This is a genomic window from Rossellomorea vietnamensis, from assembly GCF_008180415.1.
Classification (GTDB): Bacteria; Bacillota; Bacilli; order Bacillales; family Bacillaceae_B; genus Rossellomorea; species Rossellomorea vietnamensis_C.
Genome location: NZ_VTEI01000004.1, coordinates 225006 through 250978, shown reverse-complemented (window position 1 = coordinate 250978; position 25973 = coordinate 225006). Strand labels below are relative to the sequence as shown.

Here is a 25973-nt window from a genome sequence, read left to right as displayed (position 1 = left end):
TTGGCTGTGTCTCCTTTGGTTAGTCTCTCTTTTATATGATGGCTGTTTGTATCCTTTTCTATAATAGCATGTCTGACATTGCTTCACTAACCTAAAAAAGCGCAAGCTCCCCTTTTAGCCCCGACAGGCAAATGTTCCCCGGAGAAAAAAAGGCGGTTTTTCCTTTTATTCTCCGGGGGTTATTTGATCCCGAGGGGCTAAGTCCGTTCCAGTGGGTACGGACCCTAGGGCGCTGGAACTGGATTCAATAAAAAGCGGAAAGGCCCCGCTCAGCGGCGTACGGACTGTACCGCCTCGCATGAGATAAAGGAATCACGAAGAACGAAGTGATTCGATGATACTTATCTTATAAAGTGGAGAGGTCCCGGTCAGCGGCGTACAGATTGTAGGGCTCTCGTATGAGATAAAGGAATCACAACGAACAAAGTGAGTTGATGATGACTTATCGCAAGGAGAGAGACCGAAATTTGCTAGCCGTTGGGACCTCGGAACTGGATTCGCAAGGAGAGGATGGGCAGTACGCTAGCCGCTGGGGCCTTGGAGCTGGATTCAGAAACGCTTTCTAATTTTTCGAACGAAAGATTCTATACTTTCTTACCTTATAAAGAAAGAAGAGGCGAAATCCATTCACCTCTCTTTCATGATACTCCTAGCAGCATAATAACCGCTGAGAGTCGACGACAGCGTTCCGGGACCAGGAAACACCTGCTCTCCGACAATATACAATTGCGGCAGGGAAGAACGTACGCTTTTCGGTTTCAGGACCGCATTTTTCACTGTCAAAGGAAAACCGCCGACTGCCGTCTTTCCGATGTAGCGCTCATAAGTCAAAGGCGTTCCTGTCTCTGCAAAAAGAAGATTCTTCCTAACAGGGATGACTCTATCGATCTCATTCAGAATTTCTTCCTTCAGCCGCTCCTTCAGTTCCTTGTACTTCTCCTCTGAATACGTCGACCAGATATTAGGATGCGTGTGCAGCGAAACGGTCATCGTCACTTCACCTTCAACAAGATTCCCCTTCATGTCCTGGGTGCTATGAAAAGTTGCATAAACCGGTCCATGCGTATTCTTGACCAGCGAAGAGAAGTCAAAATGGGGAACGATTTGATAAGCAAAGGGAAATTCCACTCCCTCTAAGGATCCCCGCCTCACTTCATTAGAAAGAATGGCGTCCACTCTGAAGGCTCCCCAAGAAAACTCATCGTCTGCTCCATAGCTGGTACCCGGCCCAAAGGAGATGCCTGAATTATTGACAATGTAATCAAAGGAAGAGGTGCGCTTCCGGCTGGTGACATTCCATTGCTTCCTGCTTATATCATAAGTGAGGTTTTCTACGGGAGAGACCTTCACAACCTCCCCGCCCAGCTCCTTTACCCGGCTCGCCAATGCTTTCGCAAGCCGGCCGAGCCCATCCTGAATGGCGAAACTGCCCCTCCGGTAAATCGTCAAAGCGAAACTGGATGGAAGCAGTGCCGCTTTCGTCACATCCGTCTGCACCGCATCTAAAAGCTGTGCATCCAGAAGCTGGCGCAGCGGCTGATACGATTGAAGACCATACTTTTTCATGAGATCTTCTACCGACAACAGCGCATACCGGGCAAGGCGCAAGACTGATGCCGGATGCTTTAACGCATGCTGCGGCAGATTTCCTAATTCATAGAGCCTTCTGATAGGCAGCGAAACCCGGCTTTCGGTGACGGCCTGAACATCATCGCCGATTCTCTGAAGAGCTCTCCAGAACTTCAACACATTCCCGCTTCTCTCATGAAAAGCACGTTTCAGCTCTTCCTCCCACAGCTCCGTGCTTTTATACACCGAGACCTTTTCCTGCGGTAAAATAATATCCATCGGATGCAGCAGGTCCGCTGCCGGCAGGTCGATGTACAGATCATCCAAAACAGTCTTTAACAACCCATGCTCCTCTAAGCCAAACGCAATGGTTGCTCCCGTCGGAAACTTCCGGCCGTTCCGGAAATACCACCCCGCCGAGCCTCCAACTGTCGTCGATTTTTCAATGACCGTCACCTTACAGCCTTCCTTCGCTAAGTAAGCAGCGGCGGTCAGTCCTCCGACACCCGCGCCAATGACACAGACAGACTTTGACATGGCGGCACCTCCAGTCTTTTTGAGTAATTGTACCATCTCAACGGCCATTTTCCTTTTTATTGGTGTGCTCCCAAGTTATTCGTACCATACCAACGCCCATTTCTATTTTTAATGGTACGTTTCCCAGCTAATCGTGCCAACTCAACGCAGATTCCTGATTTTGATGGTACGTTTTCCAGCTAATCTTACCATCCMAGGGCAGGTTTATGATTTTATTGGTACATTTTTAAATCAGCTTCCCCTTTCTATCAACATCCTCCAATGTCGTGGCAGTTTTTCAAAAAAAAATCAACCAACTTTAGTTTGTCCCCCAGCCCTGGCTGGGTTTAATATAAGCACTTATTCCGGAAAATTCCAATCAAAATGAGCTACATGTTTTAAAGCTGTTTTCGATAAGGGATATTTTTAAAGTAGTGGATTTCTGCTCCAGGAGGGCGGTGAAGCAAAAGCGGAAGCGGCCGTTCAGCGACGCACAGATTTTAGGGCTCTCGTATGATACTAATCTACCCTAATTTGTAAGGTAAAGGGCTAACAAAACCATCAGACTTATTGGAAAATTTATGGTAAACTGAAGTTGATGCAATGTTCCATTAAAGGGGCAGGATAACGTAACATTAGGACTCTAAAATAAAATTAATCAGAAATTTTCAAATGATTCAATCAGCAAGTTAAAACCTCTGGGAAATTCATTTATGGTTTTAAGGAGGATTGTATATGTGGTGGATGCAGAATTTTTTTAAGTATTCTTGGAGAGTAAACATATTATTTATACCTGCTTGGTTTTTTCTTTATCTGGCAGCCTTTCGTTTTGGATTTACTAATTGGACCGACGCGACTCTAAATATAAATGATTTGTATGCAGCAGGTTGTGTCATAGGGAGCATTGTATTTTTTATGCTTACAAGGAGGCAAGCAATAAAAGAATTCAATGATCAATACCCCCCTGGACAGGAAAGCGAACAGTAAAAGAAGAACGGACAATAGTACGCTTACCTGGTGATTTCCTCTCTTATTGGCGTTTGCTGAACAAGCAGCCGTCCTTTATTCAAGTAAAGGGGCAGGTCAGCCGAATCGTATAGGGGTGTACCTTGATATTCACTAACATTAGGCAAAGACATTACAGAATTGGAATAACTTTGAAACTATTTGTCGTCCTGTATCGTAGAATAGCGTATAAGAATAATTGAAAGGGTGATACAAAATTAGCAGCATCAAAAAACACGTTCAGCCCTTGATATTAGTGGGAATTCTGCTTTTAGCCACAGGCTGCACAAACTCCGAAACCTCAGGGGACAACTCAGAAGATGCCGGAACCCAAAGTGCTGCTGAACAAAACATTGAAGCTTTCCTAGAAAATGCGTTTACTGGACCAACCGAGGAGTATGAGGAGGCTTTTTCGGGAAAAGTTGAAGATTTGGAAAGAAGAAGCGAAAGTATTTCTGAGTACTATCAAAATAATTTCGAGCCTTATATGAGCGAAAGTCTTTTAGAGGGTTTCATCAATTCTAATGGCGCTATTCAATTCTTGAGATTTGCTTACCCTGATTATGTTTTGGCAACAGAGGAAATCACACTTGAAGAAGACGAGGACTACTACACCTTTGCTGCTGAAGTATCCTATACGAAAAAAAGAAAGTGATGAAAGTGGTACATTTACAATTATAACGGCAATATACAAACTGATGAGGAAGGCGTAATCACGGGTATTCAATATCATAAGGGCCAATATGAAAAGCTTGAGAATGCCTTAAAATAAGAAGAACTGAAATTTGGTAAAGATAAAAAATAGGCACAGTTCATTTGAGTTGAAGTTTTTCAGGATGCTTTCCACTCGCTTCAGGTATAAGCGTTGTTCTGTTAAAGGGGGGCATTTGCTGAACAAGCAGCTGCCCCTCTGTTTATTTATAGGGGAGGTTAACAGAATTTCCGAATTCCCAAAATAGAAATGTGGTAATCGTCAAATGGGGGGAATACTTTATGTTTTGGATTAAATTAGGTGTAATCATCGTTATAGCTTCTGTAATTATTTCAATGGTTCAGTTTATTTTAAGAAAGGTTTTTAAAATTGAAAAAGTAAAAAAAGGGTTCATTTCCTATAATTATATAAATGATTTACACAGAAAAATTGACAAATGGATAAGAAATATTTCTTCAGTTACTTTGGGAGTCCTTGTTTTTATTCAGTTGAAATATTTTGAGGAAAACATCTACTTATTTGCTTGTGGAATAATCCTTTTTCTTGTCTTGGATTATTCGGTAAGGTTATTTTTTGAGTGGAAATATAGTGCACACCCAAAACAAGCAATTTTAACGATAACTGAGATGTTTCTAGGAACAATAGCAGTCATAATTGTGCTTCAGCTCTAATTTCTTCATTCATTAAGCTGTGAAATGAAAGAATTAAATTTCTTATAAATATCGCTATTCGATATAGAGGCCTTTTCTATTAAAGTTGGCATTTGCTGAACAAGCAGCTGCCCTTTGTTCATGTATAGGGCAGGTTACTGACATGCTTCACAATTTATTAAGTTTTAAAGGGGGAGATTTACTATGAAGAAACTGCCAAGTATTTTGTTATTAACTTTATCGATGGCAGCTTGTACTAACCAAACTAATTATGAGTTACCTATTGATGAGTATCCGCAGGCATTTTTTGACCAAGTAAATGAATTGCCTGAGGAAATTCAAGAAAAAATGATTGTTCCTACCGAGTTTCCATTCAAAGTAGAGAAACCAAGCTATCATAAAGATGAAACGTCCGATGGAAAGGTAATCCTTACAGCCTTAGATTATGTTTCTGTTGCTGAAGAAAAAACCGATAAAATTGTCGTGCATTTCACAACTTCCTATTTAGAAGGCCTTGATAACTTTGATAAGAATGGGGCAGAAACGATTAAATTAGATAGTGGCATCGAAGCGAAGATACGAAAAGATAATGAAGACAATAAAACAATTATTTGGACGAAAGACAATCAGGCATTCCATACGCTATCTATATTATCAAGAGGCGAGGAAATTACATTAGTACAATTGGAAACTATCGCTAACTCAATGACTCCAATATCTTCTTCAAGCAATTAAAAAGGGTTCTCTTCTTAAACAAACGTAGGCGTTTGCTGAACAACAAGCCGCTCCCCCAGAGGATTGTTCAATTAAATGTCAGCATTCAAATTAATAGGAGTGTAAGTAAATGTTTAAATCAGAAATAACAAATAGAATTATATCTTTGGTAGTTTTTTGGGGAATTGTAACTTTTGTGCTGTTTAATAATGATGAATTTTGGAGTAGTCCAATTTTATTGAGCATTACGATTGTAATAGTGGTTTTAGGTACCGTGTTCCATCTATATAAAATCTTAAATCTTAGAAATTCCAAATAAACCTTAAGCTGATTGAAGTGATGAGTTTTCACTGTAACAAAATAAGGATAGTGAATTATGAGAATTTTCTGTTCACAACAGTTCAAGGAGGTGTTGAGGTTGCAAAAAGCAGAAGCAAATGAAACACTTCGCTTTTTTCTTTGTTTGTTTCATCTTATCGCTCTCAGGCGTTTTCTTTATATAGTTCCCTTATAGTGAGGGTGTTTGCTGGATAGCATCCCCCTCCTTTCGTTACTTCAGCGATTGTTAGATATCCTGGTATGAAGATGGATTTTATTTTATGGAGGCGGCTTATGTGTCTAAAGAAATCACTTTCATCTTAGTTATAGTATCAATGGCTGTATGGGTTATGGTATCTAGAGAGGCTGTAAAACCTTCAAAAGAAATAGACTGGAGAAAAATGATCACATTACTGTCTGCCGGATCCCTATCTGCATTCGTTATAACCATTATGCTTTTTCAAAGCCTGTGATTATTTGTTAAAAAGGTGCCTAATTGAAACACGGTAGATCACTTTATTGTGTTATGAAACTATAAGTATGTGAAACTCGTCATATGGAAACATGAATATAAAAGGGCGGATATTATGAATTGGAGAAACATCACAGGATTTATTTTGTTTGGGATAGGTACAGCACTTTGGTTCCTTGCTTTTGCCTACCGGATGTTAATCACCTCAGACATCCCCGTTAATTTTACCCCTGAAGAGTCTGCATTGGCTCAGAGATTTTTTATTGTCTCCGGTATCATTGTTCTAATCGGAACACTATTAACAAAATCTAAAGGATTCTACTTATTATCACTGGGGATTTTCGGTTCTATTGCTATTTTTGGCTGGCTGAACAAATTCTGGTACGCGGCCGGGGCTGAATATTATAGTGCTGAATATGCTCGTTTAAGTAATGTCAGCATTTACGTCCCGAGTGCTCTTGCGCTTATTAATTTGATTTACTTGCTCGTATCTGTTTGGAAAAACCCAGAAAGGCTTCATAGGTCAGTTTAGCAGCTGCCCTCCACGAAAGGAGAGAAAATGATGTTTAAAAAAACAGTCATAACGATACACGTTTTCATTTTCCTTGTGGCAACAATTATTGGTTTGGGCGCAGTATTTAATATTTCTGCACCAGACCCAAATAGAACACATGAAGTTTGGTTCACTGCTATTGCCATTTATAACATCCTTGTACTAATATCCATGTATGCACAGTTAAAGCTTAAAAAAGGTTGGATATTCCTAATCACAGTTCTAGGCTTGATTGCTCTATTCGTTTTATTACCAGAGATCGTGCTTTACATCGAGGGAATTCTTAATTAAGGATCTGCACCTCTTTGAGTAACCAGCTTAGAGGTACGGATAAAACTCATACTGGTTAAAACACTACCTAATTAAACCATGCTATTTAATCTTGCACCATTCTAAGTTGGCCCGCTTAAATAATTCAAATAACAAAAAAACCATCATCTCTGAAAGATAATGGTCCCTCTTTACTTCGCTGGTTCGGTTTCTATGAACTCGAGCCCTTTTTTACTCATTAAATACTTCAGTCCGTCGCGGAAGGTTGCGTGTGTGATGAACTTGGTTGTATCGACTCCGGAGATGACCATTTCATGAGCGAAGTTCGGTTTGAATCCGACGAAGATTGTTTCCACGCCCATTAGGTTCAATCCAGCCTGAAGCTCGCTGATTCGATAGATCAAGTTTTGCAGGCCGAGTTCTTCAACCTCTAAATGGCTGATTCCCGTAAAATCAATCAGGACCGTGTCTGCCTTTTGTTTTTGGATGCTGAACAAAACTTTCTTTTGAATATTATCCAACCGTTTCTCATTCAACGACCCTGTTAACGGAACCAGCATCGTTTCAGGAATAATGGAAGGAATAATCGGAGTTGAAAGTTCATCGATCAGCTTTTCGCATTCCTCTACTCTTTCCCTCAGTTGACGAATTTCCTCTTCGGGAGTTTGTGACTCGCTCATTTCATTTACACCTCTTAAAACTTAGTTAGGACTAGTATACCATTTTGACAGGGAATTGTGGGTAAGCAATATCACTCTTTGTAAAAGAGACGGCTTTTCCATTGAATCACAGCTAGAGGATTCCGGGGTTGGGGTCCCCTTTAATATCAGCTCCTGCCCTGCGTTATCCAATCTTTACCGTGTTGGTGAATTCAACATGAGAAGATGCTGGATTGAATTCTCAGCTTAAGGAGTTGTTACACGATGGGAAGGGGGTTCGTTATGGGTGGACTTCCATATCATATCCAAAATAGCAGAAGATTATTGCATTTAACAGTAGCAAATCCAGATCTAATGGATTGGGGTTCTTATGTCTTTATTCAATTTTCTTCGATTAAAGACCTCGTTAGCAGAATCGCTATTGTATGTTTTCGTCCACATAGTTCAAATAGTAATTAAGAAATTTTCCAGTTAAAAACCCCAGCATAATATTTGTAATAACTATACCCCAAAACCCCCAACCAAAGCGTTAAAGCTCCGCCGATAAAAGCTAGGACTATTCCTATCCACATAACCAAACCCCCATATAATATTATCTCGTCTCTTTTAAATTCTGTTTTAATAAACTATCCTCCCTTTACTTGAGTAAAGGGCGGCTGCTTGATCGGCAAACGAAACGGTTAGTTATATTTCACTGCGCTTTTATAATAAAAAATAAAACTTAGAGCTATTGTTAAAAGAGCCGTTCCGCCGATAATATATACTGCACCAAAGGTTTGCGGCTCTCCAGTTAAAACCCAAATTTGATAAGGAATAAATATAATTGCTGAAATCACTAAAACTCCCCATAATAATGATTTTGCATTTTGCTGAACATCTTTAAAAACAGAATGTCTTTTGGAATATTTAATCATAGAGACCTTTCTCAAGGCGAACAACAAAACAAAAATCGATAAAATGAATAAAAGAAAGTTCATAGAATACATCTCCTTTCAGTAACAAATAAACTCCATTGCCGAATTTCTTGTTCAACTATGCTGACTCTTTACTGAACAAAGGGCGGCTGCATATTAACAAATGCCCCATTTATTGTGTAAAATTAATTTTCCGCTTCTTTAAGCCATTCTTTGGTACCATTTGTTACTATCACTTTAATATCTACGTTAGTGTTTTTACCAAAGTGATACCAAACCCTTTTAACACCATCGTCCATTTCGACCATTTTCGTTTCTTCATCGCCGACAATAACTTTCTCATGTCTTGGTTCAGTTAAAGTTCCACACCATAAATGCGACTCTCCATCCAGATAGCCACTCCATTCATCTAAAGGACATACATTGGTTCTTTTCCATAACCATTTGTCATCAGATTTTGTAAAGTGTGCAAGTTTTGGATGGTGATTGTTGTAAACATCATCTTCTGTATGGGAAGTAAAAATAATAATATTATCTTCTTGCACTTTCTCTACTACCTTGTATTCGTCAACATCTTTATTATTTTTCATTTCATCATGAAAGACATCTTCCATCGTTTCAGGACTGTTACAGCCGACAATCAGAAGTGGAAACAGAAACAGAACAATAAGAATTATATTTTTCAATCCACCATCTCCCTTCTAGCTGCCTTAGCACCTACCTTAAATTTCTTAAGGTGAAGATTGTCAGTCAAAGAAGCTGCTTTTTTGAGAAAAACCGATCAGCAATTAAACAGATAATCACGCAAGAAAGAAAGAATAGAGAACAAAAGATAATAAAAACAACGGAAGAATAATCATTAGTTTCTTTCTAAAGTTCTTAAATAATGAACTATTATCTGGCGCATACCAAAGTTCCAAAGAAGAGAAAAAAAGCAGCAAAACCGCAATGAAAACCCCTATCATGATCTCCACAACCAACCACCTCCCCAATGTAAATTTTGTACACGTGATGAACAATCCCATGCAGTGGTATGACGATTGCCAAAAGAATAAGGTTTCAAAACTTTAAGGCTGAGAACCTACAGTATTCTACTAGGAGGTTTATAATGGGACTCACTTTAACCTTATTAGGAATTTTATCGTCTGCTGCGGTTCTTGATAAGGTACTCTTTTTTACAAACCTGTTTCTCTATCTTAATACCAATTATTTCAAAATCCGGAGTATTACTCAAGAAAATGAAACAAAAAAAGAAGCTCATCCTTATTCCGGATGAGCTTCCCTTTGTTGAACAAGACGACATCATTAACTGGTCTTCAGTTATTGCCTCCTTGTTACTTATTATTTTGATTTATCTCCTCTAGCAGCTCAATAATTCTTTTATTTTGTTGTGATTGTTCTTTTAAAAAACCCACAATAGTCCCGACACCGACTACAATAAGCAGTGATAAAATCCACTTAATCATACCCCCATAAAAAACCTTATTACATTATTTTACCTTAGTAAAATATCGCTGGATATTGATGGTTACGGTCTTGCTTTTATACTTCTCTTTCTTCTAACAACTCGCCTGTGTTTACAAATCCAAGTGACTCATAGAATTGAAGTCCAGGATAATTAAACAGGCTTTACATGGTCAGGTCTTGCACCTGGCCGGCAAATCCCCTAAACCTCTTCACTGGAGCGTTTATTTCCTTTATAAATGAAATACAGCGCGATCATCATGAACACCAGCGCAGCGGAACGTTTCATATCCAAAGGAATCACTAAACTATTGAACCAGCCGAAATGATCAATAACGACTCCGATTACAAGCTGCCCAATGATGACGGTGATATTGGCTGCAATCACCCCGATTTCAGGAACGGCCGCGATAATAAAGAGCAAGAACATCACGCCTAAAAAGACGGCGCTCAGCTGCCACTTAGGCACTTCCACTATCGCAAGCACATTTCCCTGACCGAAAAAGAGAATGAAAATAGCTAGAAACATGGTTCCCGTCAGAAAAGTTAAGAGTGTCGTCTCGATCGTTCCCGCTTTACGGCTGAATGTACCATTAATAGCCGACTGTGCGCTTAATGTAAGACCACCTAAAAAGGTGAATAAAATCATGAATATACCCAATTTTCATACCTCCTAGTAAACTAAAACAAGTGCAATAATCATCGAAACCACCGCAAATATTTTTTCTTTATTGATTCGATATTTCTTACTTCCAAGCCAGCCGTAATGTTCTACCACCATGCTCATGACCAACTGGCCGATAATGACGGCCACCATCGTGATCCCGACGCCAACAAACGGAACACTAATCACTATGGAAGTTAAATAGATAACCCCAAGGACACCGCCAAGCATCGTCCATTTAGGGGCTTCGGCAGCATGAGAAAGCTTACCCTTCCCAAAGAACAGCCATAACAAACCGAGAATGATGGAGCCCACAAAGAAATTATAAAAACTGGTTTCGAGCTTTCCGATCGACTTCCCGAGCTCACCGTAAATCGCTCCTTCAAAACTAAGCGCTGCGCCTGCTAGCAGTGCTAATATATATGAAATGTAACGCATGGAATAAATCCCTCCTGATTTCTTTATTTTTAAATATCTAGAAAAATCGATATATTAACGTAAAAAAAACAGAAATCCACCATCTCAGATTTCTGTTCCAAGATATTCAGCAAACTGGCGAATGGCTTCTTCATTCCTTCGATAATACGTCCACTGGCCGTAACGGACCGATTCAAGAAGCCCCGCTTTCTGCATCATGGTTAAGTAGTGAGAGACCGTAGATTGAGAAGCTGCCGCTTTTTCTTGAATATCCCCTACGCACACTCCCCCTTTATAACTTACCTCCCTGGGAAGGTGGGCGCCTTGCTTAGGAAAGTGCTTCTCCGGTTCCTTCAGCCACTTTAAGATATTTAGTCTGGTTTGATTGGATAACGCTTTGAATACATCGATTGGTTCCATAGTCCATATTATATATCGAGTTTTTTCGATATGTCAATCAGCAGGAGTGAATACATTCCTGCCGGCTTAAAATCAAGCATGCTGCAAAGCCGTTAGTAAATTCAGTTCTCTTAAAAATTATGAAAACTCTTCAGCTGATTGGAACTTAAAGGCTGTCTTCGCATAGATTGTGGCTATTTAAAAGTAATGGATTTCCCCTCCAGGTCCAGGCGCACGACTTATTTTCATTGCTTCTGTGTGAGCAAGTTCATTTAGTGAAATCTGCTGTGGAAAAACTAAGCAAAACTGAGATGATGGCAGCTGATATAATAGGAAAAACCACAAGAAGAGTTATTATTGCTGATACGGTTTTCTTTTGTACCACTTTGCGCCAAAGGATATACCAGGCTTCGCCAATACATTTACCATAGAAGAATGTCCACGGTCTTGGAGTAAAAAAGCCTGATCCTCCCTATCTTTAACGAGGAATTAGGGCATAGGTTTCCCACAAATTGCACTAATTGTACCCCTCTAATAGAGAAATCCCTCCGCCTCTGCCCTTATTAGCATAGATAGGGATTCCACATCCACATCTCTATAGATCATTATTGTGGAAACTTTAAAATGCTCGGCCAATTTCTTAGCAGTAAACACTTTTCTATCCAATAAGCGATAAATGATTTCAGAATGCCGGTTAATGGTCATGTGAAATCCTACCACTTCGCTTTACAAGAATTGTTCTTCTTTTTTCTTTAAAAACTTCTCCATTGCTTGTTCACTGTCAATGCCCATTCGCTCGGCCAAAACCATCAGCCACCAAAAAGACTCCGCGATCTTATGCTCTAAGTCCAATTCTGGATCAGTCCCTGTCGGCCATCTTTCTTGGTGAGCCATTGCTAATCTTCCAACAAGTGCTGCATCGGTAAGAAATGCAAGGGCATCTTCCTCTACTCCCCATTCTGAGCCATGATATTTTTCCTCAAGCTGGTGGTAGGCTTTTCTAATGCGTAACGAACGATTAACTGCGTTGTTAAAATCCATTTTTCCATCTTCCTTTCCTTGTTAAAAGTGTGGTACGGATAGCATGTCACATGGTCATCCACCATGCCAATCGCTTGCATAAAGGAGTATATCATAACAGGATCAACAAATTTGAAACCCGAGACAAAGGGACAATGAACTGTCCCAGGAAAAAATAATTAGGGACAAGGTACCTCTTGTCCCTAATGACATAACGGAGACCTATGAATTCATAATTTACTATAAGAATGAGCATCCTAACAAGAACTTTAATCATAAAAGGATGTTTGTTGTGAAGCAAAATAAAACTCAGAAGAAACTCTTACAAATTACACTAATTATAAATTTAGTGATACTCATTCCTCTACTTATCAGAAAGCCTCCAGTAAAAGATTGGATAATCGTGTATTTGTTTAATGCCGCTACCAACGGTTTAATTGATAATATATTATCAAAACATAAAATAGTGAAGTATCCAGGACGTTTATTTTCGAAATCATTTGACACTCATATACTGTTTGATTTCTTTCTATATCCAACTTTCACCATTCTGTATAATCAGATGACACAAAAGGATAAAATTCCCTTAATTATCTATAAACTCATTTTCATTACTATACCACCTTTTTTAATTGAACTTTGGGCAGAGAAAAATACGAATTTAATTGAATGGAGCAGAAAATGGAAATGGTATCATACTTTTTTGGGTCTAATTTTTAAATCACTATTAACAAGAACGGTAATTGGGGTTGTAAGGAAATTAGATAATCAAATTAATTAAAGAATATGTATTATCATGCTTGGTCAGCTACCGAAATAGCGGTAGCACAAAGAGCCCGTCGTATTCCCTTGTATCAATAATGGCCCCCTGCATACTGAATGAAAAATACGAGGAACACCAGAACAAATTGCTGCACAGTACAACGAACGATACTATTCAATTGAAAATACTAAATCATAATTAGTAAAGCCCAAGAAAACCTATGCCTAATTCCTCGATAAGATAAGGAGAATTAGGCTTTTTCACTTCAAAACCGTTGACATACTTCTATCTGTAAATGTGTTGGCGCAGCCTTGTTAATTCCTTGGCGTAAAGTGGTGAAACGATCGCAAGAGTGGTAAAATCTCTTGGCTGTATTCAACCACTAAAGAGATTTACCGGCATGACGTTATAAGTTGCACGCCGAGGGTCAGGCACCGATATTTCCCTATTCTCTTTACATAGTCATCTGACTAAGCCTAAGATAAAAGGAGACATTGGGAGGGATTATATGAATTTAACGAAAGAAAGAACATTATTAATTTTCCTGGTTATGTTAATCCCCCTTGCCATAACGTATTATGAAGTATTTTATACTCCCAAGGACTCGCTTGAGCTATACCAGCATTTTGCGTTTGCTGATGACTTTAATGAAGCTCAAGAGATTGTTTATGAAGAGTACCAAGGGAACTTTACGGAAGAAGAATTCCAACTAATAAAAGATAGTGGGGATTCCCCGTCTGAAATTAAACAGTTTACCCTATTAAAATACGAAGATAAAAATATATTAATCGAAACTTCACCAGGCACAAAAAAGCTGCATGTCCTGAATGTGAAAGAGATACCTGACGAAGAAATGAAAGCTTTAATGGATATTGAGGATCAACCGTGATTATAAAAAGATCTTGGGAGAGTGATTACATATGGGCAGACGAAGTGCGGGGATATCCTTTTTCGCCATATCAACCGTGTTAATCTCAATTAAATATATTAGTGAAGCCATGTGGCAAGCTGATGTTGGAGACACGCTTAGTAACGCTAGCTTACTCTCGCTAATTGCAGGGATAATTTATTTAGTTTGGGGAGAGTATGAGGAATTTAAAAAAGGTAAGGATAACTAGATGAAAGGTAAAAAGCTTGGAAAACATACCAAGCTTTTTGTTATCTAGTTGAATTGTTCATCTGTTTATAATGCCACATCTTCTTTCTATAGAGCTCGCTGGACAGACTTCGTTTCTATCGATTTTCTGCCTTTACAGGATACTTAAGATTGTTCTTTTCAAGCTTCTTATACACTTCATCCTCTAAATCCACATCCAGTGAGTCAGCCAGCTGTACTAAATAAATCAGCACATCGGCCATTTCTTCCTTGATATTCTGCCTGGTATCCGCAGCAGCCTCTTTACTCGTTTTCCATTGAAAGTTCTCCAGCAGTTCACTTGCTTCAAGGACGATGGATATCGCGAGGTCCTTTTCCCGGTGGTTGTGATTCCAGCCGCGGTCGTCTCTGAATTTCAGGATTTCTTTTTTGAGGTTTTGCATGGTTTATCTTCCTACTTTCTAGTGGCATTTTTCTTTCTTCCACAAGCTATCACTTGGTTAAAATGTATGTATTTCACTGTCTTCGGAAGGACAGGTGAACTGTCCCAGAAAAAAATTAATCAGGGACAAGGTACCTGTCCCTCTTTTCCTAGTTTTTAATATCGCAAATGATGAGGCCCAATCTAACAAAGTCTCAATAAAAAACGGCGCGCTAATCATCAGCACGCCGTTTTGGTATATAATTACTGAACCTTTACTTCTGAGCCGATTTGCAGAGTATAAGGGTCGATTCCAGGGTTAAGATCATATAGTTCTTCAAGTGTTAGACCTTCATGAAGGTTGGCGATAGAAATAAGCGTTTCGCCTGGTTGCACTGTGTGATATTTTTCAACAGAGCTGTCGCTATCACCATTACCTGGGCTTACTCTTACCTCTGAGCCAATCTGAAGGCTACGAGGATCGATACCTGGATTCCAATCATATAATTCATCCAGAGTCACATTCTTATGAAGGTTAGCGATTGAAGTAAGGGTCTCACCTTGCTGGACTGAATGGAATACTTCCTCGCTAGTGTCGTTTGATCCGTCAGTAGAGTCGTCAGCAGGAATCACTCGGACTTCTGATCCGAGTTGAAGTGAATAAGGGTCGATTCCAGGGTTCCAATTATATAAGTCATCTAATGTTACGCCTTCGTGAAGGTTAGCAATGGAAATAAGAGTTTCTCCTGGTTGTACTGTGTGGAATTCTTCGTTAGCACGGTCGCCTTCATAATCATCGGGCGCTGAACTGCTGCTCACAACGAGTTCACTACCGATAGATAGGCTTCTTGCATCAACTCCAGGGTTCCAGTTCTTTAAATCTTCAACGGAAACGCCTTCGTGATTTTGAGCGATTCCCCATAATGTGTCTCCGGAATCTACTGTTACGGTATGACTGTTTGCTGATGCACTTCCCGCTCCAAAAACCATTCCTGCAGCTAAAGCCGGTGCTAAAAATTTAGTGGATTTCTTCAAAATATTTAACTCCTCCTTTAAAAGTGCTTTCATTTGTTATGTACCATGTAATCGTTTTATAAAACATGAAATTTATAAATTTCTCAAATTACTAGTTTATCTTTTACTATATTCACGTCTCTCTGTCTTCAGCGAGCCGAGAAAAGACCAGAAGAATGAAGCAAATATTACGGCAATCAATGCCCAGGTTAAATCACTTGTTGGAAACAGCAGGCTAGCTAATAAAGTGAAACCAACAGCAATAAGAGCACTGATAAGAACCACCTTCGGGACAGAGGATCAGTGAACTATCCCACGAAAAAATAATTAGGGACAAGGTACTGTCCCTCTTGTCCTTCGTTACGTAAATAAAGAGCGGCTGATTGCTCAGCGCGCCCTTTTAAAAACAGAACTATTAATCAACCAATTCAACAGAAAGAGTGTTAATTTGAGAGACAGATATTGTTCCTCGTTTAAAACGATATTTTAAACGAAAACTAAGTTAAGCTAACGAGGGCTTTAATTGGAATTGAATAAACTGTTGGGTCAGAGGTGATAGCTGCTGACCTTTTTATATTTCAATTTAACATTGTAATTAACATACCAAATAGCAGGTGTCTGTTGTTTATCAGATACTTGCTGATTTGTATTCGAATTCGCTCGCTAAATCATATGTTTAAATCGGTAAACCCTTATATATAAGCAAAAAAGGGGATACCAATTCATATGCGAATTAGTATCCTAAATATAGTGTTAATTCCACTTTTCTACTTCTAAACCGAACCCGTTACGAAAATAATCCAACCTCCCAAACTTACATCCCTCCACCAAACCAATTATTTGCTCTAGCCCTATCCTTTTCTTGAGTAACTCTCTCGCTCTCATTACGATCCCAATCGTTTTTATTATTTGTTTTAAATAAGGCTCTTAAAATGCCAACTAGTACAGAAATACTAATTATTCCAACGCACAACCATATCATTGCACTCATCTCCCTATTGGTTTAATTTTCATTTCGCAGACTTAGCTACGTTAATTAAATCTTCTTTCGTCAGGCTGCTTTCTTGATTTTCGGACATATAGCCTAAGGAATAATGGTTATTATCATCATCCCACGTTAAGATTTGTACGTTGTTTTCATTAACAACATATTCTCCAGTGAAGTCACCCGATCTTACTTCCTCCCTCTCCAAGTCGTCTGTATAAATTACTTCATTACTTGTTACTTTCAGCGTTAACTGCTGACCATTACTGCTAACAAAATCTATAGTATATCTTTTTCCCTTCTGGTTTTGTGTAGGCGGAGTTGATGCGAAAGAGCCTGTGACTTCGAACGGAAATTTAGTAGGAATTTTAAATTCTTCATTTATTTCACTAATTTCTTCTGTTGGTTCATAAGTGAACATCTCGTTATAAGAAGCATTATTTTCTCCTATAAACCCCAGTTCTTGCCCACCTATAAAAATAAACAAAGCTAGTGCACCTAACACAAATACTGCACTAAAGGCAGGACCTAAAATCGATTTCTTTTTTGGGGCCATTCCACTATCCTTCCTTATCTCTTTTTTCACCTTTTCCTTCATTCTATTATTAAATTGAAATTCGTCAGGGAATTCAGCTCTCATTGTTTTTCTTAGGCTTTCGAGTTCTTTTTCATCCAAAATACTCACCCCTTGTTGGGTACTTCTTACTCAAGAGCTTTTTAGACTTAACCAACCTGGTCTTAACAGTATTAATGTTTGTATCTAAGCATTCGGCGATTTCTGTTAGCTTCAACCCTTCAAAATAATAAAGAATTAACACTTCTCTGTACTTAACAGGCAGCTCAAGAACCTTTTCAACTACTTCACTGTGCCGTTCTTTCTCTACTACAATGGAATCAATCGACTTACTGCTCCCCTTAACATACTGATTAATCTTATTGGTTATAAGGAGCTTTCTGGTTTCCCATCTTTTGAAGTAATCTTTACAATGATTCACAGCAATATTTATGATCCACGTTTTCAAAGAAGACTCTCCTCGAAAAGTATCCATCTTGCTGTAAGCTTTTATAAACACTTCCTGAGTTATATCCTCCGCCAATGAATAATCTTTGACATAGGTATAAACGATGTACAGCACCTCATTACCAAAGTCGTCCATAGCTTCTTCAAGGAGGTTATCTTTAAAGGCATCACCCATTATTACCCACCTTTCTTCCCTTCATATATACTGACGACTCCCAGGCAAAAAAAGTTTGCATTATTTTACATTTCTTCTTTGTGGGCGAGGAGAACCTTAAGAAGAGATACTTTTGCTGGATTGGTTTCTTCCGTAAAATAAGCCTGTTCCCAAGCACCTTTATTATTAGTGTGCAAGGGAGCAAGCCATATTTTCTATTAACTTTCTTACTTTACTGGATACTTAACATTATTCTTCTCAAGCTTCTTATACACTTCTTCCTCTAGATCCACATCCAGTGAATCAGCCATCTGGACTAAATAGATCAGCACATCCGCCATTTCTTCTTTAATATTCTGCCTGGTGTCCGCTGCAGCCTCTTCACTCGTTTTCCATTGGAAGTTCTCCAGCAGCTCACTCGCTTCAAGGACGATGGATATCGCGAGGTCCTTTTCCCTGTGGTCGTGATTCCAGCCTCGGTCGTCTCGGAATTTCAGGATTTCTTTTGTTAGGTTTTGCATGGTTTATGTTCCTACTTTCTAGTGGCATTTTCTTTCTTCTACAAGCCATCACTTGGTTAAAGTCTATGTATTTCACTGTCTTCGGAAGGACAGGTGAACTGTCCCAGGAAAAAATCAATCAAGGACAAGGTACCTCTTGTCCTTGATTGATTATAGGTTATCATTATATTTGGGCAAAGATGGTTATTCAGTATATTAAAAGGTAGTGATTTTTTTTGAATGTGGATACGAATATGAATGATAACTTGTTACCCGTAGTTTTATTAGGCTTTGCACCTTTTGTAATTATTGTTTTGTTAGTTTTACTATTGGTACTATATTTCAGAAAAAAGTAAAGTAACTCCCGCATGTTCCTTTAAACATTAAGAAAAGAAAGAAATCGTATCAACGAGTAATCTGCCTCAAGAAGTAAAGTTTGTTGTTTTTTTATGACGCCGAAGTGGCGTTTTTTTTAGTTAAAGGCAGTATATTAAAAAAAAATCGATAACTTTTAATGTTCTACAGTAACGGCAAAGTTTAAATTGACAAGATCATCAAAAAGCTTTTACCATAACAGGCTTTCGATCCATTTGAAAAATTGAATTGATCACTGTACTATAACGTTCATCTGAGATTTCCATCAGTCCCCACCTTAAAAAGAAATGAGCATTTTCCACTCCCATTACCATCGAAGAAAACTCTGCAATATTCATTTTTATTTCCACATCATAAGAACTTTTCTCTTTTACCTCGGCGATTTTTCCATTTTCAAAAGTTACTATAAATGGCAAAGAATTGGACGGGTAGAATCCATCGTGAATGGAAAGCTTAACGGCCAGTGTAACGCCAGGATTGAACTGATGATTCTTCTCTTCTAGGTCCTTAAAGAAGTTAACACAATTGATGATCCTGTACATGACCCCGATTCCTGCATTTGCTGCGTGTTTATTGTCAGTGGCGGATGGAAAGTCAACCATGGTCGTTTCCCCGCTTTCTGGTGAGTTTACAAAATGTAAAAGTTCATCCGAATTAGAGTTCAGTATCACCCGTTTGATTTGATCTGACTGGCTGTGCAGAAAGGTTGAAATTTCCCTCAGGACTTGCGGCGACTCAAAGAAAAGTTCGTGAATCATTAAATCTTTCTCTTCAATGCTGTACACAACATAGCCTTTCACGTTTCCCTCGTCGACATAACCGATTACCTTTCCAGACCAAAATGGCCGGTTCAATTCCCTTTCAAAAGGAAACCTTCTCGTCATTCCGTGTGTTCGCGAATAGACCCTGTTGTAACAATCAAGAACCTGCTCTCTATCTTCCACACCTAATTCTACTAAGTGCCCCTTTTCTTTATAGTCAGGGAATTCTCCGGGACTTATGTAAAACTGATAATTCTTTGTGCCGATCCCAAACCCCATTTTTTTATAAAAACTTACTTTAAACGGGTGTAACATGACAAGATTGACATTTGCCTCTTCATTCATCCGAAGAAAATACTGCAGCAGCTGAGAGGCATTCCCCTCTTTTTTATGAAGCATATCAACGGCCAGCATACCGACTCCTCCTGCACGGATCGGTGTAGACGAATAGTTCACTTCAAAATCAAATGTTCTCATTCCCGCTACCACATCATCGCCTTTGAACACACCAAATAAATGCTCTTTGGTTGTTTCTTCAATGTGGTCTTCCAGCCATTTATCAGCATTCAACCCTGGAAATGCTGAATTGGCGAGCTTGCAAAACTTCACATAATCCTTCCCGACTATCTTTCTGATTTGTTTTTCCATCCAATCCTCCTAAAACACATACTAATTCAAAAAAATGGTGATTTCTTCATCTAACCACATTAACATAATTTTCAAAGGATTTATTCACCAAACCAGATTTTGGGGACAAAAGAAGCTGAAAACCAAGGGGAACTTTCCTATCCTTATCCCCTTTACATAATCATCTTACTAAGCCTAAGATAATAGGAGACATTGGGAGGGATTAAATGAATTTAACGAAAGAAAGAACATTATTAATTTTCCTGGTTATGTTAATCCCCCTTGCCATAACGTATTATGAAGTATTTTATACTCCCATAAACTCGCTTGAGCTGTACCAGCATTTTGCGTTTGCTGATGACTTTAATGAAGCTCAAGAGATTGTTTATGAAAGTACCAAGGCAACTTTACGGAAGAAGAATTCCACCTAATAAAAGATAGTGGGGATTCCCCGTCTGAAATTAAACAGTTTACCCTATTAAAATACGAAGATAAAAATATATTAATCGAAACTTCACCAGGCACAAAAAAACTGCATGTCCTGAATGTGAAAGAAATACCTGACGAAGAAATGAAAGCTTTAATGGATATTGAGGATCAACCGTGATTATAAAAAGATCTTAGGAGAGTGATTACATATGGGCAGACGAAGTGTGGGGATATCCTTTTTCGCCATATCAACAGTTTTAATATCAATTAAATACATAACTGAAGCCATGTGGCAAGCAGATGTTGGGGACACCCTTAGTAACGCCAGCTTACTCTCGCTAATTGCAGGAATAGTTTATTTAGTTTGGGGAGAGTATGAGGGATTTAAAAAAGGTAAAGATAACTAGATGAGATGAAAGGTAAAAAGCTTGGGAAACATACCAAGCTTTTTATAATAGTTGAAATAGTCACATGTTTAAAATGGAATCTTAAATTCTATCCACATCTCCATCCTATAGGGCTCGCTGGATAGGCTTCGTTTCTATCGATTTTCTGCCTTTACGGGGTACTTAATATTATTTTTCTCAAGCTTCTTATAAACCTCTTCCTCTAAATCAACATCCAGTGAATCAGCCAACTGGACTAAATAAATCAGCACATCGGCCATTTCTTCTTTGATATTCTGCCTGGTATCCACGGCAGCCTCTTCACTTGTTTTCCATTGGAAGTTCTCCAGCAGCTCACTCGCTTCAAGGACGATGGATATTGCCAGGTCTTTTTCCCGGTGGTCCTGATTCCAGCCTCGGTCGTCTCGGAATCTTAGTATTTCTTTTGTTAGGTTTTGCATGGGTTTCTCCTCTACTTCCTAAATAGGTTAATCTTTATGAGTTATTCAGCAATAAGTAAGTTAAACTCTCTCAAAAATAAGGATAGTTCTTCAGCAGATTGAAATTTATAACCATACCCATACGGGATTGGCGTTTCCCCGGTATTTTTTCTTTTAGGAAAGTTCTTTAAAGCTGTACTATGAGTGAAACCTTTCGTCATATGTTTTAGCAATATTGAACTTTCTACAGTCTCCGGGTTTAATGCCAGGGATATTTCCTTGTTAGGCATCAAGTACACCAATTCCTTTGTGTCTATGTTCTCAAACTCTATTGCTTTAGTGGTTTCGTGTATCACGTCGAAATTATGTAATTTAAAGATTTTCACTAGTTCTTCCACCATCATCATCTCCTTGGTATGGATTACTTCTTCATTCTACTCTAAATTGGTTAAGTATTTGGGGTTGATCCTTACTCTTTGACCCATGGAATGCTTCTTCCAATAAAAATTATCTCTTAATCTATTTTGACATTGAGATGTGAACTCGTCTCTGACTCCTGGATTTTCAAATATGAAGTAGTCACGATTCTTTTGGGTGCTCAGCATACTCATAAATGAAAAACCGTATGTAGTATAGTTTTTTATCCCTGAATTTTTTCTAGGTATAAACATCATGATTTCTTTAATAGTGAAAACCTTGCGTGGATCTACTTTACTCTTTTCCACTTCTATCAGAAACCGTAAAAACAACTTATCCGCATTCACTCTGTTTTCAATATTTGTAGTAGAAAATAATTTGTATTGATCTGAATCCCAATCTAATGCTTCCATGTTCATCCTCCTCTATTTTTCTAATACTTCCCAATCCACCGAATCAACCTCGTCTTACTCCAATCAAACCATTGGGAACAAAGCAGATACTTCTTCCCCTGTATCGTTATAGGCTTCGCATAATAACGGCTCCGCCCAGTATGATCCTTCTTTAGCTCATCAATCTTCCCCATGTCTGTTATCTCCTTGAGCATAGGAAAATTTAGGTCAAAGGTATCTTTTGAATATCTTTGATCCTTCAGACGCTCTATCACGGATTGTGGAACACGCCCACTCTCCAGCAGTCTTACTAAATCCGTTCTGGCGATTACTCCTACCTTCTTCTCACTGACAGGCTCAGCTTCCACTGCTGCTGTTACGGCAACCTCTTCTTCAGCAACGTTATATTCTTCATACTTGCGGACTTTCCGGCTTAACTGTTTCAGCAGCCGCTTCTTTTCCTCTATCTTTTCTTCTAACTCCAATAATTCTTTCTGTCTTAAGCTAATCGTTGTTTCAAGGTTTGAGAGTTCTAGGAATTTCTTAAGCATGTGGCCCTCCTCTGTTCGTCTGCACGATTTCAACCCTAACTATGTTATTATGATTATACCAAATAAAACCATATATTAGGGAAGGAGCCCCATCATGCTTAAACAAGGAATCTACGAAGAAATTATTACCGAAAAGCTACAGGAAGAGCTTGCAGGCTCCGACCTGGATTTTGATATCCGCAAGACCCCTTTGGATGTGGAGGAAGCACGAAAGGTTCTGTCTTCCTACATCAGCTCGGTCACCAGGAATGCTCTGAAAGCTGTCCGTGATGAGGAGCGGAATGATGGGCAGGCTCTCCTCAGACAAATCGAGACCTGCAATGAAATCATTGACATCCTCAGCCAGCGATTGGACCGGCAGGAATTTGAGAGACTACGAATCTCTGAAGAAGGCGAAGTCCTCACCCATATTTACTCTAAGATGAATTCCGTCCGCAGCATCGGGAAACAGGAAGTCATACGCCCTGTGACCCCTATCTCCGAGAGTTCGTTATTCACCGGTTCCAGCTACGAGCCGAACATGCTGGGTGAACTGAAGAAGGAGATTGTCTCCTCTGACTCTATCGATATGCTCGTCTCCTTCATCAAGTGGAGCGGCCTGCGGATCATTTTGGAAGAATTGAAGACGTTCACCGAGGCTGGCGGCAGGCTTCGTGTCATCACGACTTCTTATATGGAAGCAACGGACTTCAAGGCGATTCAGGAGCTGAGCAAGCTTTCTAACACCGAGATCCGTATTTCCTATGATGTGCAGCGGACAAGGCTTCACGCTAAGGCCTATCTTTTTAAAAGAGACACCGGCTTCAGCACGGCATACATTGGCTCCTCCAACCTATCCAATCCCGCGCTGACTTCCGGTCTCGAGTGGAATGTGAAGGTAACGGAGAAGGATTCCTTTGATGTTCTAAAAAAATGTGAAGCCACCTTTGAAAGCTACTGGAATGACAGGGAGTTCAAACTTTTTAATGGAGAGAATGCGGAAGACAACCAGACTCTTAAGCTCGCCTTGGAAAAAAGCAAAGTGGCGGAGGAAACTGTTCAATACCTCTTTGACATCCAGCCCTACTTCTATCAAAAAGAGATCCTTGAAAAGCTGCAGGCAGAACGGGAAGTTCATCATCGCTATAAAAATCTGTTGGTTGCCGCAACTGGTGTAGGTAAGACCGTCATCTCTGCTTTCGACTACAAACGCTTCAGAAAAGCAAACGGAGGAAAGGCAAAGCTGCTTTTCGTCGCTCACCGCGAGGAAATTTTAAAACAAAGTCTGAACACCTTCCGCGCGATTTTACGGGAACCGAACTTCGGGGACATGCTTGTTGGAACACAGCAGCCTTCCTCCCTGGATCATTTATTTGTCAGCATCCATAGCTTTAACAGCAAGGAGCTTCATCAACATACCGAAAGCGGCTACTACGATTTCATTATCGTCGATGAGTTTCACCATGCGGCCGCTGACTCTTATCAAAAGCTGCTGAACCATTATCAGCCGAAGATTCTCCTGGGACTGACCGCTACCCCGGAGAGGATGGATGGAAAAAGCATCCTCTCTTACTTTGATGACCACATAGCAGCTGAGATGCGGTTAACAGAAGCGATCAACCAAAAGCTATTAAGCCCGTTTCAATACTTCTGTGTCACGGATACCGTCGATCTCTCCAACCTGAAATGGTCGAGGGGCGGCTATGACACCAAGCAACTGGAAAATGTCTATACGTCCAACGATCTTCGCAGCACGCAAATCGTTCAAAGCGTGCAGAAATATGTCACAGATATCACCGATGTAAAAGCACTGGGCTTCTGCGTATCGATTGCCCACGCTCAGTATATGGCTGACTTTTTCAACAAATCCGGCATCCCCTCCATCGCATTACATGGAGGAACGGACCGTAAATCCCGTCAGGAAGCACAACAGCTGCTCGTCTCTGGAGAAATCAAGTTCCTCTTCGTCGTCGACCTATACAACGAAGGAATCGACATCCCGGAAATCAATACCGTCTTGTTCCTGCGCCCGACAGAAAGTATGACCGTCTTCCTGCAGCAATTAGGACGCGGCCTTCGCCTCTCAGAAGACAAGGAATGCCTGACTGTCCTGGATTTCGTCGGACAAGCTCACCGCAACTATTCATACGAAGAGAAACTGCGAGCCCTGATCGGCAAATCAAAGCACTCCGTCCAGTACTATGTCGAAAACGGATTCTTCAACCTGCCAAAAGGCTGCTTCGTCCAGCTTGAAAAACAAGCGAAGGAATACATCCTGCGAAACATCAAAGCAGGAGCCAATACCAAAGGAAACCTGGTAGCCAAACTAAAAACCTTTGAGCACGATACCGGGAGACCTATTACACTGAAAAACTTCCTGGAGTACTATCACCTGGATCTCTATGATTTCTATGGAGGAAACAGGGACCGAAGCTTTTCCCGGCTACTAGTAGAGGCGGGGCTTGCAGAAGATTTCACCTATGAGGACGAGACCTGGCTGACCAAACGATTACCAAGCCTCTTTCATCTCAATTCAAGAAAGCTGCTGGAGTTTATAAAAAGCTATATGGAAACAGGAGAAGCCAACGGAAAAGAAGAAGAACTGATGCTGAACATGTTCTATTACTCCTTTTACCAAGCCCATCCTGAAAAAGAAGGACTCTCTTCAGTAGAGGAAGGAATTGAAAAAGTGTTAAAGCACCCTGGATTCAAAGAGGAGATCAGGCGAATTATCGAGGTATTATACGACTCATTAGAAACGGTAGAACTGCAGCCTAACTTTAACTTCCCTTGCCCGCTCCAAGTCCACAGCCGCTACTCAACAGCTCAAGTGCTGGCAGGTTTCGACTACAACAATGAAGAACAAAGCCCGGCATTCAGGGAAGGAGTCAAATACTTTAAGGACAAGAAGCTCGACATCTTCTTTATCACCCTGAACAAATCAGAAAAAGACTTCTCACCATCAACACTATACGAGGACTATGCGATAAACGAAAAACTGTTTCACTGGGAAACACAGAGTAAAGTAGGTGAAGAAAGCCCGACCGGCCAGCGGTATATCCACCACCGCCAGACCGGAAACAAAATCGCTCTGTTTGTCAGAGAATACAAAAAAGAGAAAGGTAGCATTCCTTCACCTTTCGTCTTTCTTGGGACAGCGAATTATATTAAGCATTCTGGAAACAAACCGATGAGTTTTGTTTGGGAATTAGAGGAGGAGATGCCTTCTTATTTGGTGCCGCGGGCTAATAAGAATATTTTGTGAACCATGGATAGTCAATCTTAGTTATTTCAACATTAGTTTCAATTCTATTAAGCTCAATTGCCAAAAGGAGAATATTAAAAT

33 protein-coding genes and 1 pseudogene are annotated in these 25973 nt (G+C 39.8%); 13 read left to right on the top strand and 21 right to left on the bottom strand.

What is annotated here, in order from left to right; all coding sequences use genetic code 11:
• Nucleotides 1-627: 627 nt before the first annotated feature.
• The gene (locus tag FZC78_RS11055; protein ID WP_187444903.1) at nucleotides 628-2106 is read right to left on the bottom strand and encodes a phytoene desaturase family protein; all 1479 of its coding nucleotides are present in this window, start codon (nucleotides 2104-2106) and stop codon (nucleotides 628-630) included.
• 714 nt (nucleotides 2107-2820) lie between these two features.
• On the opposite strand from FZC78_RS11055, the gene FZC78_RS11050 reads away from it, so the two are divergent.
• From FZC78_RS11050 to FZC78_RS11020, 7 genes are all read left to right on the top strand, one after another.
• The gene (locus tag FZC78_RS11050; protein WP_252183589.1) at nucleotides 2821-3072 is read left to right on the top strand and encodes a hypothetical protein; all 252 of its coding nucleotides are present in this window, start codon (nucleotides 2821-2823) and stop codon (nucleotides 3070-3072) included.
• A gap of 265 nt (nucleotides 3073-3337) precedes the next feature.
• Nucleotides 3338-3745, top strand: coding sequence for a hypothetical protein (locus FZC78_RS11045; RefSeq protein WP_148939755.1), 408 nt, complete (start codon nucleotides 3338-3340; stop codon nucleotides 3743-3745).
• Nucleotides 3746-4083: 338 nt separating this feature from the next.
• Nucleotides 4084-4473, top strand: a complete 390-nt coding sequence (locus FZC78_RS11040) for a DUF4181 domain-containing protein (RefSeq protein ID WP_148939754.1) — start codon at nucleotides 4084-4086, stop codon at nucleotides 4471-4473.
• 183 nt (nucleotides 4474-4656) lie between these two features.
• Nucleotides 4657-5187: a hypothetical protein gene (locus FZC78_RS11035; RefSeq protein WP_148939753.1), complete on the top strand. Its 531-nt coding sequence runs from the start codon at nucleotides 4657-4659 to the stop codon at nucleotides 5185-5187.
• 593 nt (nucleotides 5188-5780) lie between these two features.
• Nucleotides 5781-5957: a hypothetical protein gene (locus FZC78_RS11030; RefSeq protein WP_187444902.1), complete on the top strand. Its 177-nt coding sequence runs from the start codon at nucleotides 5781-5783 to the stop codon at nucleotides 5955-5957.
• Nucleotides 5958-6071: 114 nt separating this feature from the next.
• Entirely contained in the window at nucleotides 6072-6488 is a 417-nt protein-coding gene (locus FZC78_RS11025) for a hypothetical protein (protein ID WP_148939751.1), read from the top strand.
• A gap of 27 nt (nucleotides 6489-6515) precedes the next feature.
• A complete protein-coding gene (locus tag FZC78_RS11020) occupies nucleotides 6516-6800 on the top strand; it encodes a hypothetical protein (RefSeq protein ID WP_148939750.1) in 285 nt (94 codons plus the stop codon).
• Between the two features lie 170 nt (nucleotides 6801-6970).
• Here the strand turns inward: FZC78_RS11020 and FZC78_RS11015 are convergent, their stop codons facing one another.
• The 3 genes from FZC78_RS11015 to FZC78_RS11005 form a co-directional block, all read right to left on the bottom strand.
• Nucleotides 6971-7459 (bottom strand): STAS domain-containing protein, encoded by a 489-nt coding sequence (locus FZC78_RS11015; RefSeq protein WP_148939749.1) that lies wholly within the window; start codon nucleotides 7457-7459, stop codon nucleotides 6971-6973.
• 659 nt (nucleotides 7460-8118) lie between these two features.
• Complete coding sequence (locus tag FZC78_RS11010) at nucleotides 8119-8415, bottom strand: hypothetical protein (protein WP_148939748.1); 297 nt, start codon at nucleotides 8413-8415, stop codon at nucleotides 8119-8121.
• A gap of 122 nt (nucleotides 8416-8537) precedes the next feature.
• On the bottom strand, nucleotides 8538-9038 hold the full coding sequence (locus FZC78_RS11005) for a hypothetical protein (protein WP_148939747.1): 501 nt from the start codon (nucleotides 9036-9038) through the stop codon (nucleotides 8538-8540).
• A gap of 422 nt (nucleotides 9039-9460) precedes the next feature.
• Here FZC78_RS11005 and FZC78_RS23665 point away from each other — a divergent pair, with 422 nt between their 5' ends.
• A complete protein-coding gene (locus FZC78_RS23665) occupies nucleotides 9461-9628 on the top strand; it encodes a hypothetical protein (RefSeq protein WP_187444901.1) in 168 nt (55 codons plus the stop codon).
• Between the two features lie 390 nt (nucleotides 9629-10018).
• On the opposite strand, the gene FZC78_RS10995 is transcribed toward FZC78_RS23665, so the two are convergent.
• The 6 genes and pseudogenes from FZC78_RS10995 to FZC78_RS24275 all read right to left on the bottom strand — a co-directional run.
• Nucleotides 10019-10477: a DMT family transporter gene (locus tag FZC78_RS10995; protein ID WP_148939745.1), complete on the bottom strand. Its 459-nt coding sequence runs from the start codon at nucleotides 10475-10477 to the stop codon at nucleotides 10019-10021.
• Nucleotides 10478-10489: 12 nt separating this feature from the next.
• On the bottom strand, nucleotides 10490-10918 hold the full coding sequence (locus tag FZC78_RS10990; protein ID WP_148939744.1) for a DMT family transporter: 429 nt from the start codon (nucleotides 10916-10918) through the stop codon (nucleotides 10490-10492).
• Between the two features lie 84 nt (nucleotides 10919-11002).
• Nucleotides 11003-11317: an ArsR/SmtB family transcription factor gene (locus FZC78_RS10985; protein WP_148939743.1), complete on the bottom strand. Its 315-nt coding sequence runs from the start codon at nucleotides 11315-11317 to the stop codon at nucleotides 11003-11005.
• Between the two features lie 510 nt (nucleotides 11318-11827).
• Entirely contained in the window at nucleotides 11828-12001 is a 174-nt protein-coding gene (locus tag FZC78_RS10980) for an HTH domain-containing protein (protein WP_252183588.1), read from the bottom strand.
• Nucleotides 12002-12022: 21 nt separating this feature from the next.
• Nucleotides 12023-12337, bottom strand: a complete 315-nt coding sequence (locus FZC78_RS10975) for a MazG-like protein (RefSeq protein ID WP_148939742.1) — start codon at nucleotides 12335-12337, stop codon at nucleotides 12023-12025.
• A 14-nt stretch (nucleotides 12338-12351) separates the two neighbouring features.
• Nucleotides 12352-12456 (bottom strand): annotated as a pseudogene (locus tag FZC78_RS24275) (DNA-3-methyladenine glycosylase I); the annotation flags it as partial.
• A gap of 152 nt (nucleotides 12457-12608) precedes the next feature.
• On the opposite strand from FZC78_RS24275, the gene FZC78_RS10965 reads away from it, so the two are divergent.
• Together FZC78_RS10965 and FZC78_RS10960 are read left to right on the top strand one after the other, a co-directional pair.
• Entirely contained in the window at nucleotides 12609-13097 is a 489-nt protein-coding gene (locus FZC78_RS10965) for a CBO0543 family protein (protein WP_148939740.1), read from the top strand.
• Between the two features lie 490 nt (nucleotides 13098-13587).
• The gene (locus FZC78_RS10960; RefSeq protein WP_148939739.1) at nucleotides 13588-13968 is read left to right on the top strand and encodes a hypothetical protein; all 381 of its coding nucleotides are present in this window, start codon (nucleotides 13588-13590) and stop codon (nucleotides 13966-13968) included.
• Between the two features lie 344 nt (nucleotides 13969-14312).
• On the opposite strand, the gene FZC78_RS10950 is transcribed toward FZC78_RS10960, so the two are convergent.
• The 7 genes from FZC78_RS10950 to FZC78_RS10925 form a co-directional block, all read right to left on the bottom strand.
• On the bottom strand, nucleotides 14313-14618 hold the full coding sequence (locus tag FZC78_RS10950; RefSeq protein ID WP_148939737.1) for a nucleotide pyrophosphohydrolase: 306 nt from the start codon (nucleotides 14616-14618) through the stop codon (nucleotides 14313-14315).
• 242 nt (nucleotides 14619-14860) lie between these two features.
• A complete protein-coding gene (locus tag FZC78_RS10945) occupies nucleotides 14861-15631 on the bottom strand; it encodes a muramidase family protein (RefSeq protein ID WP_187444900.1) in 771 nt (256 codons plus the stop codon).
• 793 nt (nucleotides 15632-16424) lie between these two features.
• Entirely contained in the window at nucleotides 16425-16592 is a 168-nt protein-coding gene (locus tag FZC78_RS23660; protein WP_187444899.1) for a hypothetical protein, read from the bottom strand.
• Between the two features lie 28 nt (nucleotides 16593-16620).
• The gene (locus FZC78_RS10940; protein ID WP_148939735.1) at nucleotides 16621-17271 is read right to left on the bottom strand and encodes a DUF4367 domain-containing protein; all 651 of its coding nucleotides are present in this window, start codon (nucleotides 17269-17271) and stop codon (nucleotides 16621-16623) included.
• On the bottom strand, nucleotides 17264-17791 hold the full coding sequence (locus FZC78_RS10935) for a sigma-70 family RNA polymerase sigma factor (RefSeq protein WP_148939734.1): 528 nt from the start codon (nucleotides 17789-17791) through the stop codon (nucleotides 17264-17266). The genes FZC78_RS10940 and FZC78_RS10935 overlap by 8 nt, the downstream gene beginning before the upstream one ends.
• 206 nt (nucleotides 17792-17997) lie before the next feature.
• Entirely contained in the window at nucleotides 17998-18291 is a 294-nt protein-coding gene (locus tag FZC78_RS23655; protein ID WP_187444898.1) for a nucleotide pyrophosphohydrolase, read from the bottom strand.
• Between the two features lie 533 nt (nucleotides 18292-18824).
• Nucleotides 18825-20054, bottom strand: coding sequence for a GNAT family N-acetyltransferase (locus tag FZC78_RS10925; protein ID WP_148939733.1), 1230 nt, complete (start codon nucleotides 20052-20054; stop codon nucleotides 18825-18827).
• 206 nt (nucleotides 20055-20260) lie between these two features.
• On the opposite strand from FZC78_RS10925, the gene FZC78_RS10920 reads away from it, so the two are divergent.
• Both FZC78_RS10920 and FZC78_RS10915 read left to right on the top strand, forming a co-directional pair.
• Complete coding sequence (locus FZC78_RS10920) at nucleotides 20261-20464, top strand: hypothetical protein (protein ID WP_148939732.1); 204 nt, start codon at nucleotides 20261-20263, stop codon at nucleotides 20462-20464.
• Between the two features lie 207 nt (nucleotides 20465-20671).
• Complete coding sequence (locus FZC78_RS10915; protein WP_148939731.1) at nucleotides 20672-20869, top strand: hypothetical protein; 198 nt, start codon at nucleotides 20672-20674, stop codon at nucleotides 20867-20869.
• A 134-nt stretch (nucleotides 20870-21003) separates the two neighbouring features.
• Here the strand turns inward: FZC78_RS10915 and FZC78_RS10910 are convergent, their stop codons facing one another.
• From FZC78_RS10910 to FZC78_RS10895, 4 genes are read right to left on the bottom strand one after another with little or no spacing between them, the layout of a single operon-like run.
• A complete protein-coding gene (locus tag FZC78_RS10910) occupies nucleotides 21004-21309 on the bottom strand; it encodes a nucleotide pyrophosphohydrolase (protein ID WP_148939730.1) in 306 nt (101 codons plus the stop codon).
• A gap of 41 nt (nucleotides 21310-21350) precedes the next feature.
• Complete coding sequence (locus FZC78_RS10905; RefSeq protein ID WP_252183587.1) at nucleotides 21351-21686, bottom strand: hypothetical protein; 336 nt, start codon at nucleotides 21684-21686, stop codon at nucleotides 21351-21353.
• 36 nt (nucleotides 21687-21722) lie between these two features.
• Nucleotides 21723-22118, bottom strand: coding sequence for a hypothetical protein (locus FZC78_RS10900; RefSeq protein ID WP_148939728.1), 396 nt, complete (start codon nucleotides 22116-22118; stop codon nucleotides 21723-21725).
• A 20-nt stretch (nucleotides 22119-22138) separates the two neighbouring features.
• Nucleotides 22139-22648: a hypothetical protein gene (locus tag FZC78_RS10895; protein WP_148939727.1), complete on the bottom strand. Its 510-nt coding sequence runs from the start codon at nucleotides 22646-22648 to the stop codon at nucleotides 22139-22141.
• A 94-nt stretch (nucleotides 22649-22742) separates the two neighbouring features.
• Between FZC78_RS10895 and FZC78_RS10890 the strand changes: the two genes are divergently transcribed.
• On the top strand, nucleotides 22743-25892 hold the full coding sequence (locus tag FZC78_RS10890) for a DEAD/DEAH box helicase (protein ID WP_148939726.1): 3150 nt from the start codon (nucleotides 22743-22745) through the stop codon (nucleotides 25890-25892).
• Nucleotides 25893-25973 lie beyond the last annotated feature (81 nt).

What these genes read in the sequence shown, in the direction of transcription:
- FZC78_RS11055 (WP_187444903.1), bottom strand. Translation starts at nt 2,106, where the DNA reads ATGTCAAAGTCTGTCTGTGTCATTGGCGCGGGTGTCGGAGGACTGACC.
- FZC78_RS11050 (WP_252183589.1), top strand. Translation starts at nt 2,821, where the DNA reads ATGTGGTGGATGCAGAATTTTTTTAAGTATTCTTGGAGAGTAAACATA.
- FZC78_RS11040 (WP_148939754.1), top strand. Translation starts at nt 4,084, where the DNA reads ATGTTTTGGATTAAATTAGGTGTAATCATCGTTATAGCTTCTGTAATT.
- FZC78_RS11035 (WP_148939753.1), top strand. Translation starts at nt 4,657, where the DNA reads ATGAAGAAACTGCCAAGTATTTTGTTATTAACTTTATCGATGGCAGCT.
- FZC78_RS11025 (WP_148939751.1), top strand. Translation starts at nt 6,072, where the DNA reads ATGAATTGGAGAAACATCACAGGATTTATTTTGTTTGGGATAGGTACA.
- FZC78_RS11020 (WP_148939750.1), top strand. Translation starts at nt 6,516, where the DNA reads ATGATGTTTAAAAAAACAGTCATAACGATACACGTTTTCATTTTCCTT.
- FZC78_RS11015 (WP_148939749.1), bottom strand. Translation starts at nt 7,459, where the DNA reads ATGAGCGAGTCACAAACTCCCGAAGAGGAAATTCGTCAACTGAGGGAA.
- FZC78_RS11010 (WP_148939748.1), bottom strand. Translation starts at nt 8,415, where the DNA reads ATGAACTTTCTTTTATTCATTTTATCGATTTTTGTTTTGTTGTTCGCC.
- FZC78_RS23665 (WP_187444901.1), top strand. Translation starts at nt 9,461, where the DNA reads ATGGGACTCACTTTAACCTTATTAGGAATTTTATCGTCTGCTGCGGTT.
- FZC78_RS10990 (WP_148939744.1), bottom strand. Translation starts at nt 10,918, where the DNA reads ATGCGTTACATTTCATATATATTAGCACTGCTAGCAGGCGCAGCGCTT.
- FZC78_RS10985 (WP_148939743.1), bottom strand. Translation starts at nt 11,317, where the DNA reads ATGGAACCAATCGATGTATTCAAAGCGTTATCCAATCAAACCAGACTA.
- FZC78_RS10980 (WP_252183588.1), bottom strand. Translation starts at nt 12,001, where the DNA reads ATGACCATTAACCGGCATTCTGAAATCATTTATCGCTTATTGGATAGA.
- FZC78_RS10975 (WP_148939742.1), bottom strand. Translation starts at nt 12,337, where the DNA reads ATGGATTTTAACAACGCAGTTAATCGTTCGTTACGCATTAGAAAAGCC.
- FZC78_RS10960 (WP_148939739.1), top strand. Translation starts at nt 13,588, where the DNA reads ATGAATTTAACGAAAGAAAGAACATTATTAATTTTCCTGGTTATGTTA.
- FZC78_RS10950 (WP_148939737.1), bottom strand. Translation starts at nt 14,618, where the DNA reads ATGCAAAACCTCAAAAAAGAAATCCTGAAATTCAGAGACGACCGCGGC.
- FZC78_RS23660 (WP_187444899.1), bottom strand. Translation starts at nt 16,592, where the DNA reads ATGATATGGTTGTGCGTTGGAATAATTAGTATTTCTGTACTAGTTGGC.
- FZC78_RS10935 (WP_148939734.1), bottom strand. Translation starts at nt 17,791, where the DNA reads ATGGGTGATGCCTTTAAAGATAACCTCCTTGAAGAAGCTATGGACGAC.
- FZC78_RS23655 (WP_187444898.1), bottom strand. Translation starts at nt 18,291, where the DNA reads ATGCAAAACCTAACAAAAGAAATCCTGAAATTCCGAGACGACCGAGGC.
- FZC78_RS10925 (WP_148939733.1), bottom strand. Translation starts at nt 20,054, where the DNA reads ATGGAAAAACAAATCAGAAAGATAGTCGGGAAGGATTATGTGAAGTTT.
- FZC78_RS10920 (WP_148939732.1), top strand. Translation starts at nt 20,261, where the DNA reads ATGAATTTAACGAAAGAAAGAACATTATTAATTTTCCTGGTTATGTTA.
- FZC78_RS10915 (WP_148939731.1), top strand. Translation starts at nt 20,672, where the DNA reads ATGGGCAGACGAAGTGTGGGGATATCCTTTTTCGCCATATCAACAGTT.
- FZC78_RS10910 (WP_148939730.1), bottom strand. Translation starts at nt 21,309, where the DNA reads ATGCAAAACCTAACAAAAGAAATACTAAGATTCCGAGACGACCGAGGC.
- FZC78_RS10900 (WP_148939728.1), bottom strand. Translation starts at nt 22,118, where the DNA reads ATGGAAGCATTAGATTGGGATTCAGATCAATACAAATTATTTTCTACT.
- FZC78_RS10895 (WP_148939727.1), bottom strand. Translation starts at nt 22,648, where the DNA reads ATGCTTAAGAAATTCCTAGAACTCTCAAACCTTGAAACAACGATTAGC.
- FZC78_RS10890 (WP_148939726.1), top strand. Translation starts at nt 22,743, where the DNA reads ATGCTTAAACAAGGAATCTACGAAGAAATTATTACCGAAAAGCTACAG.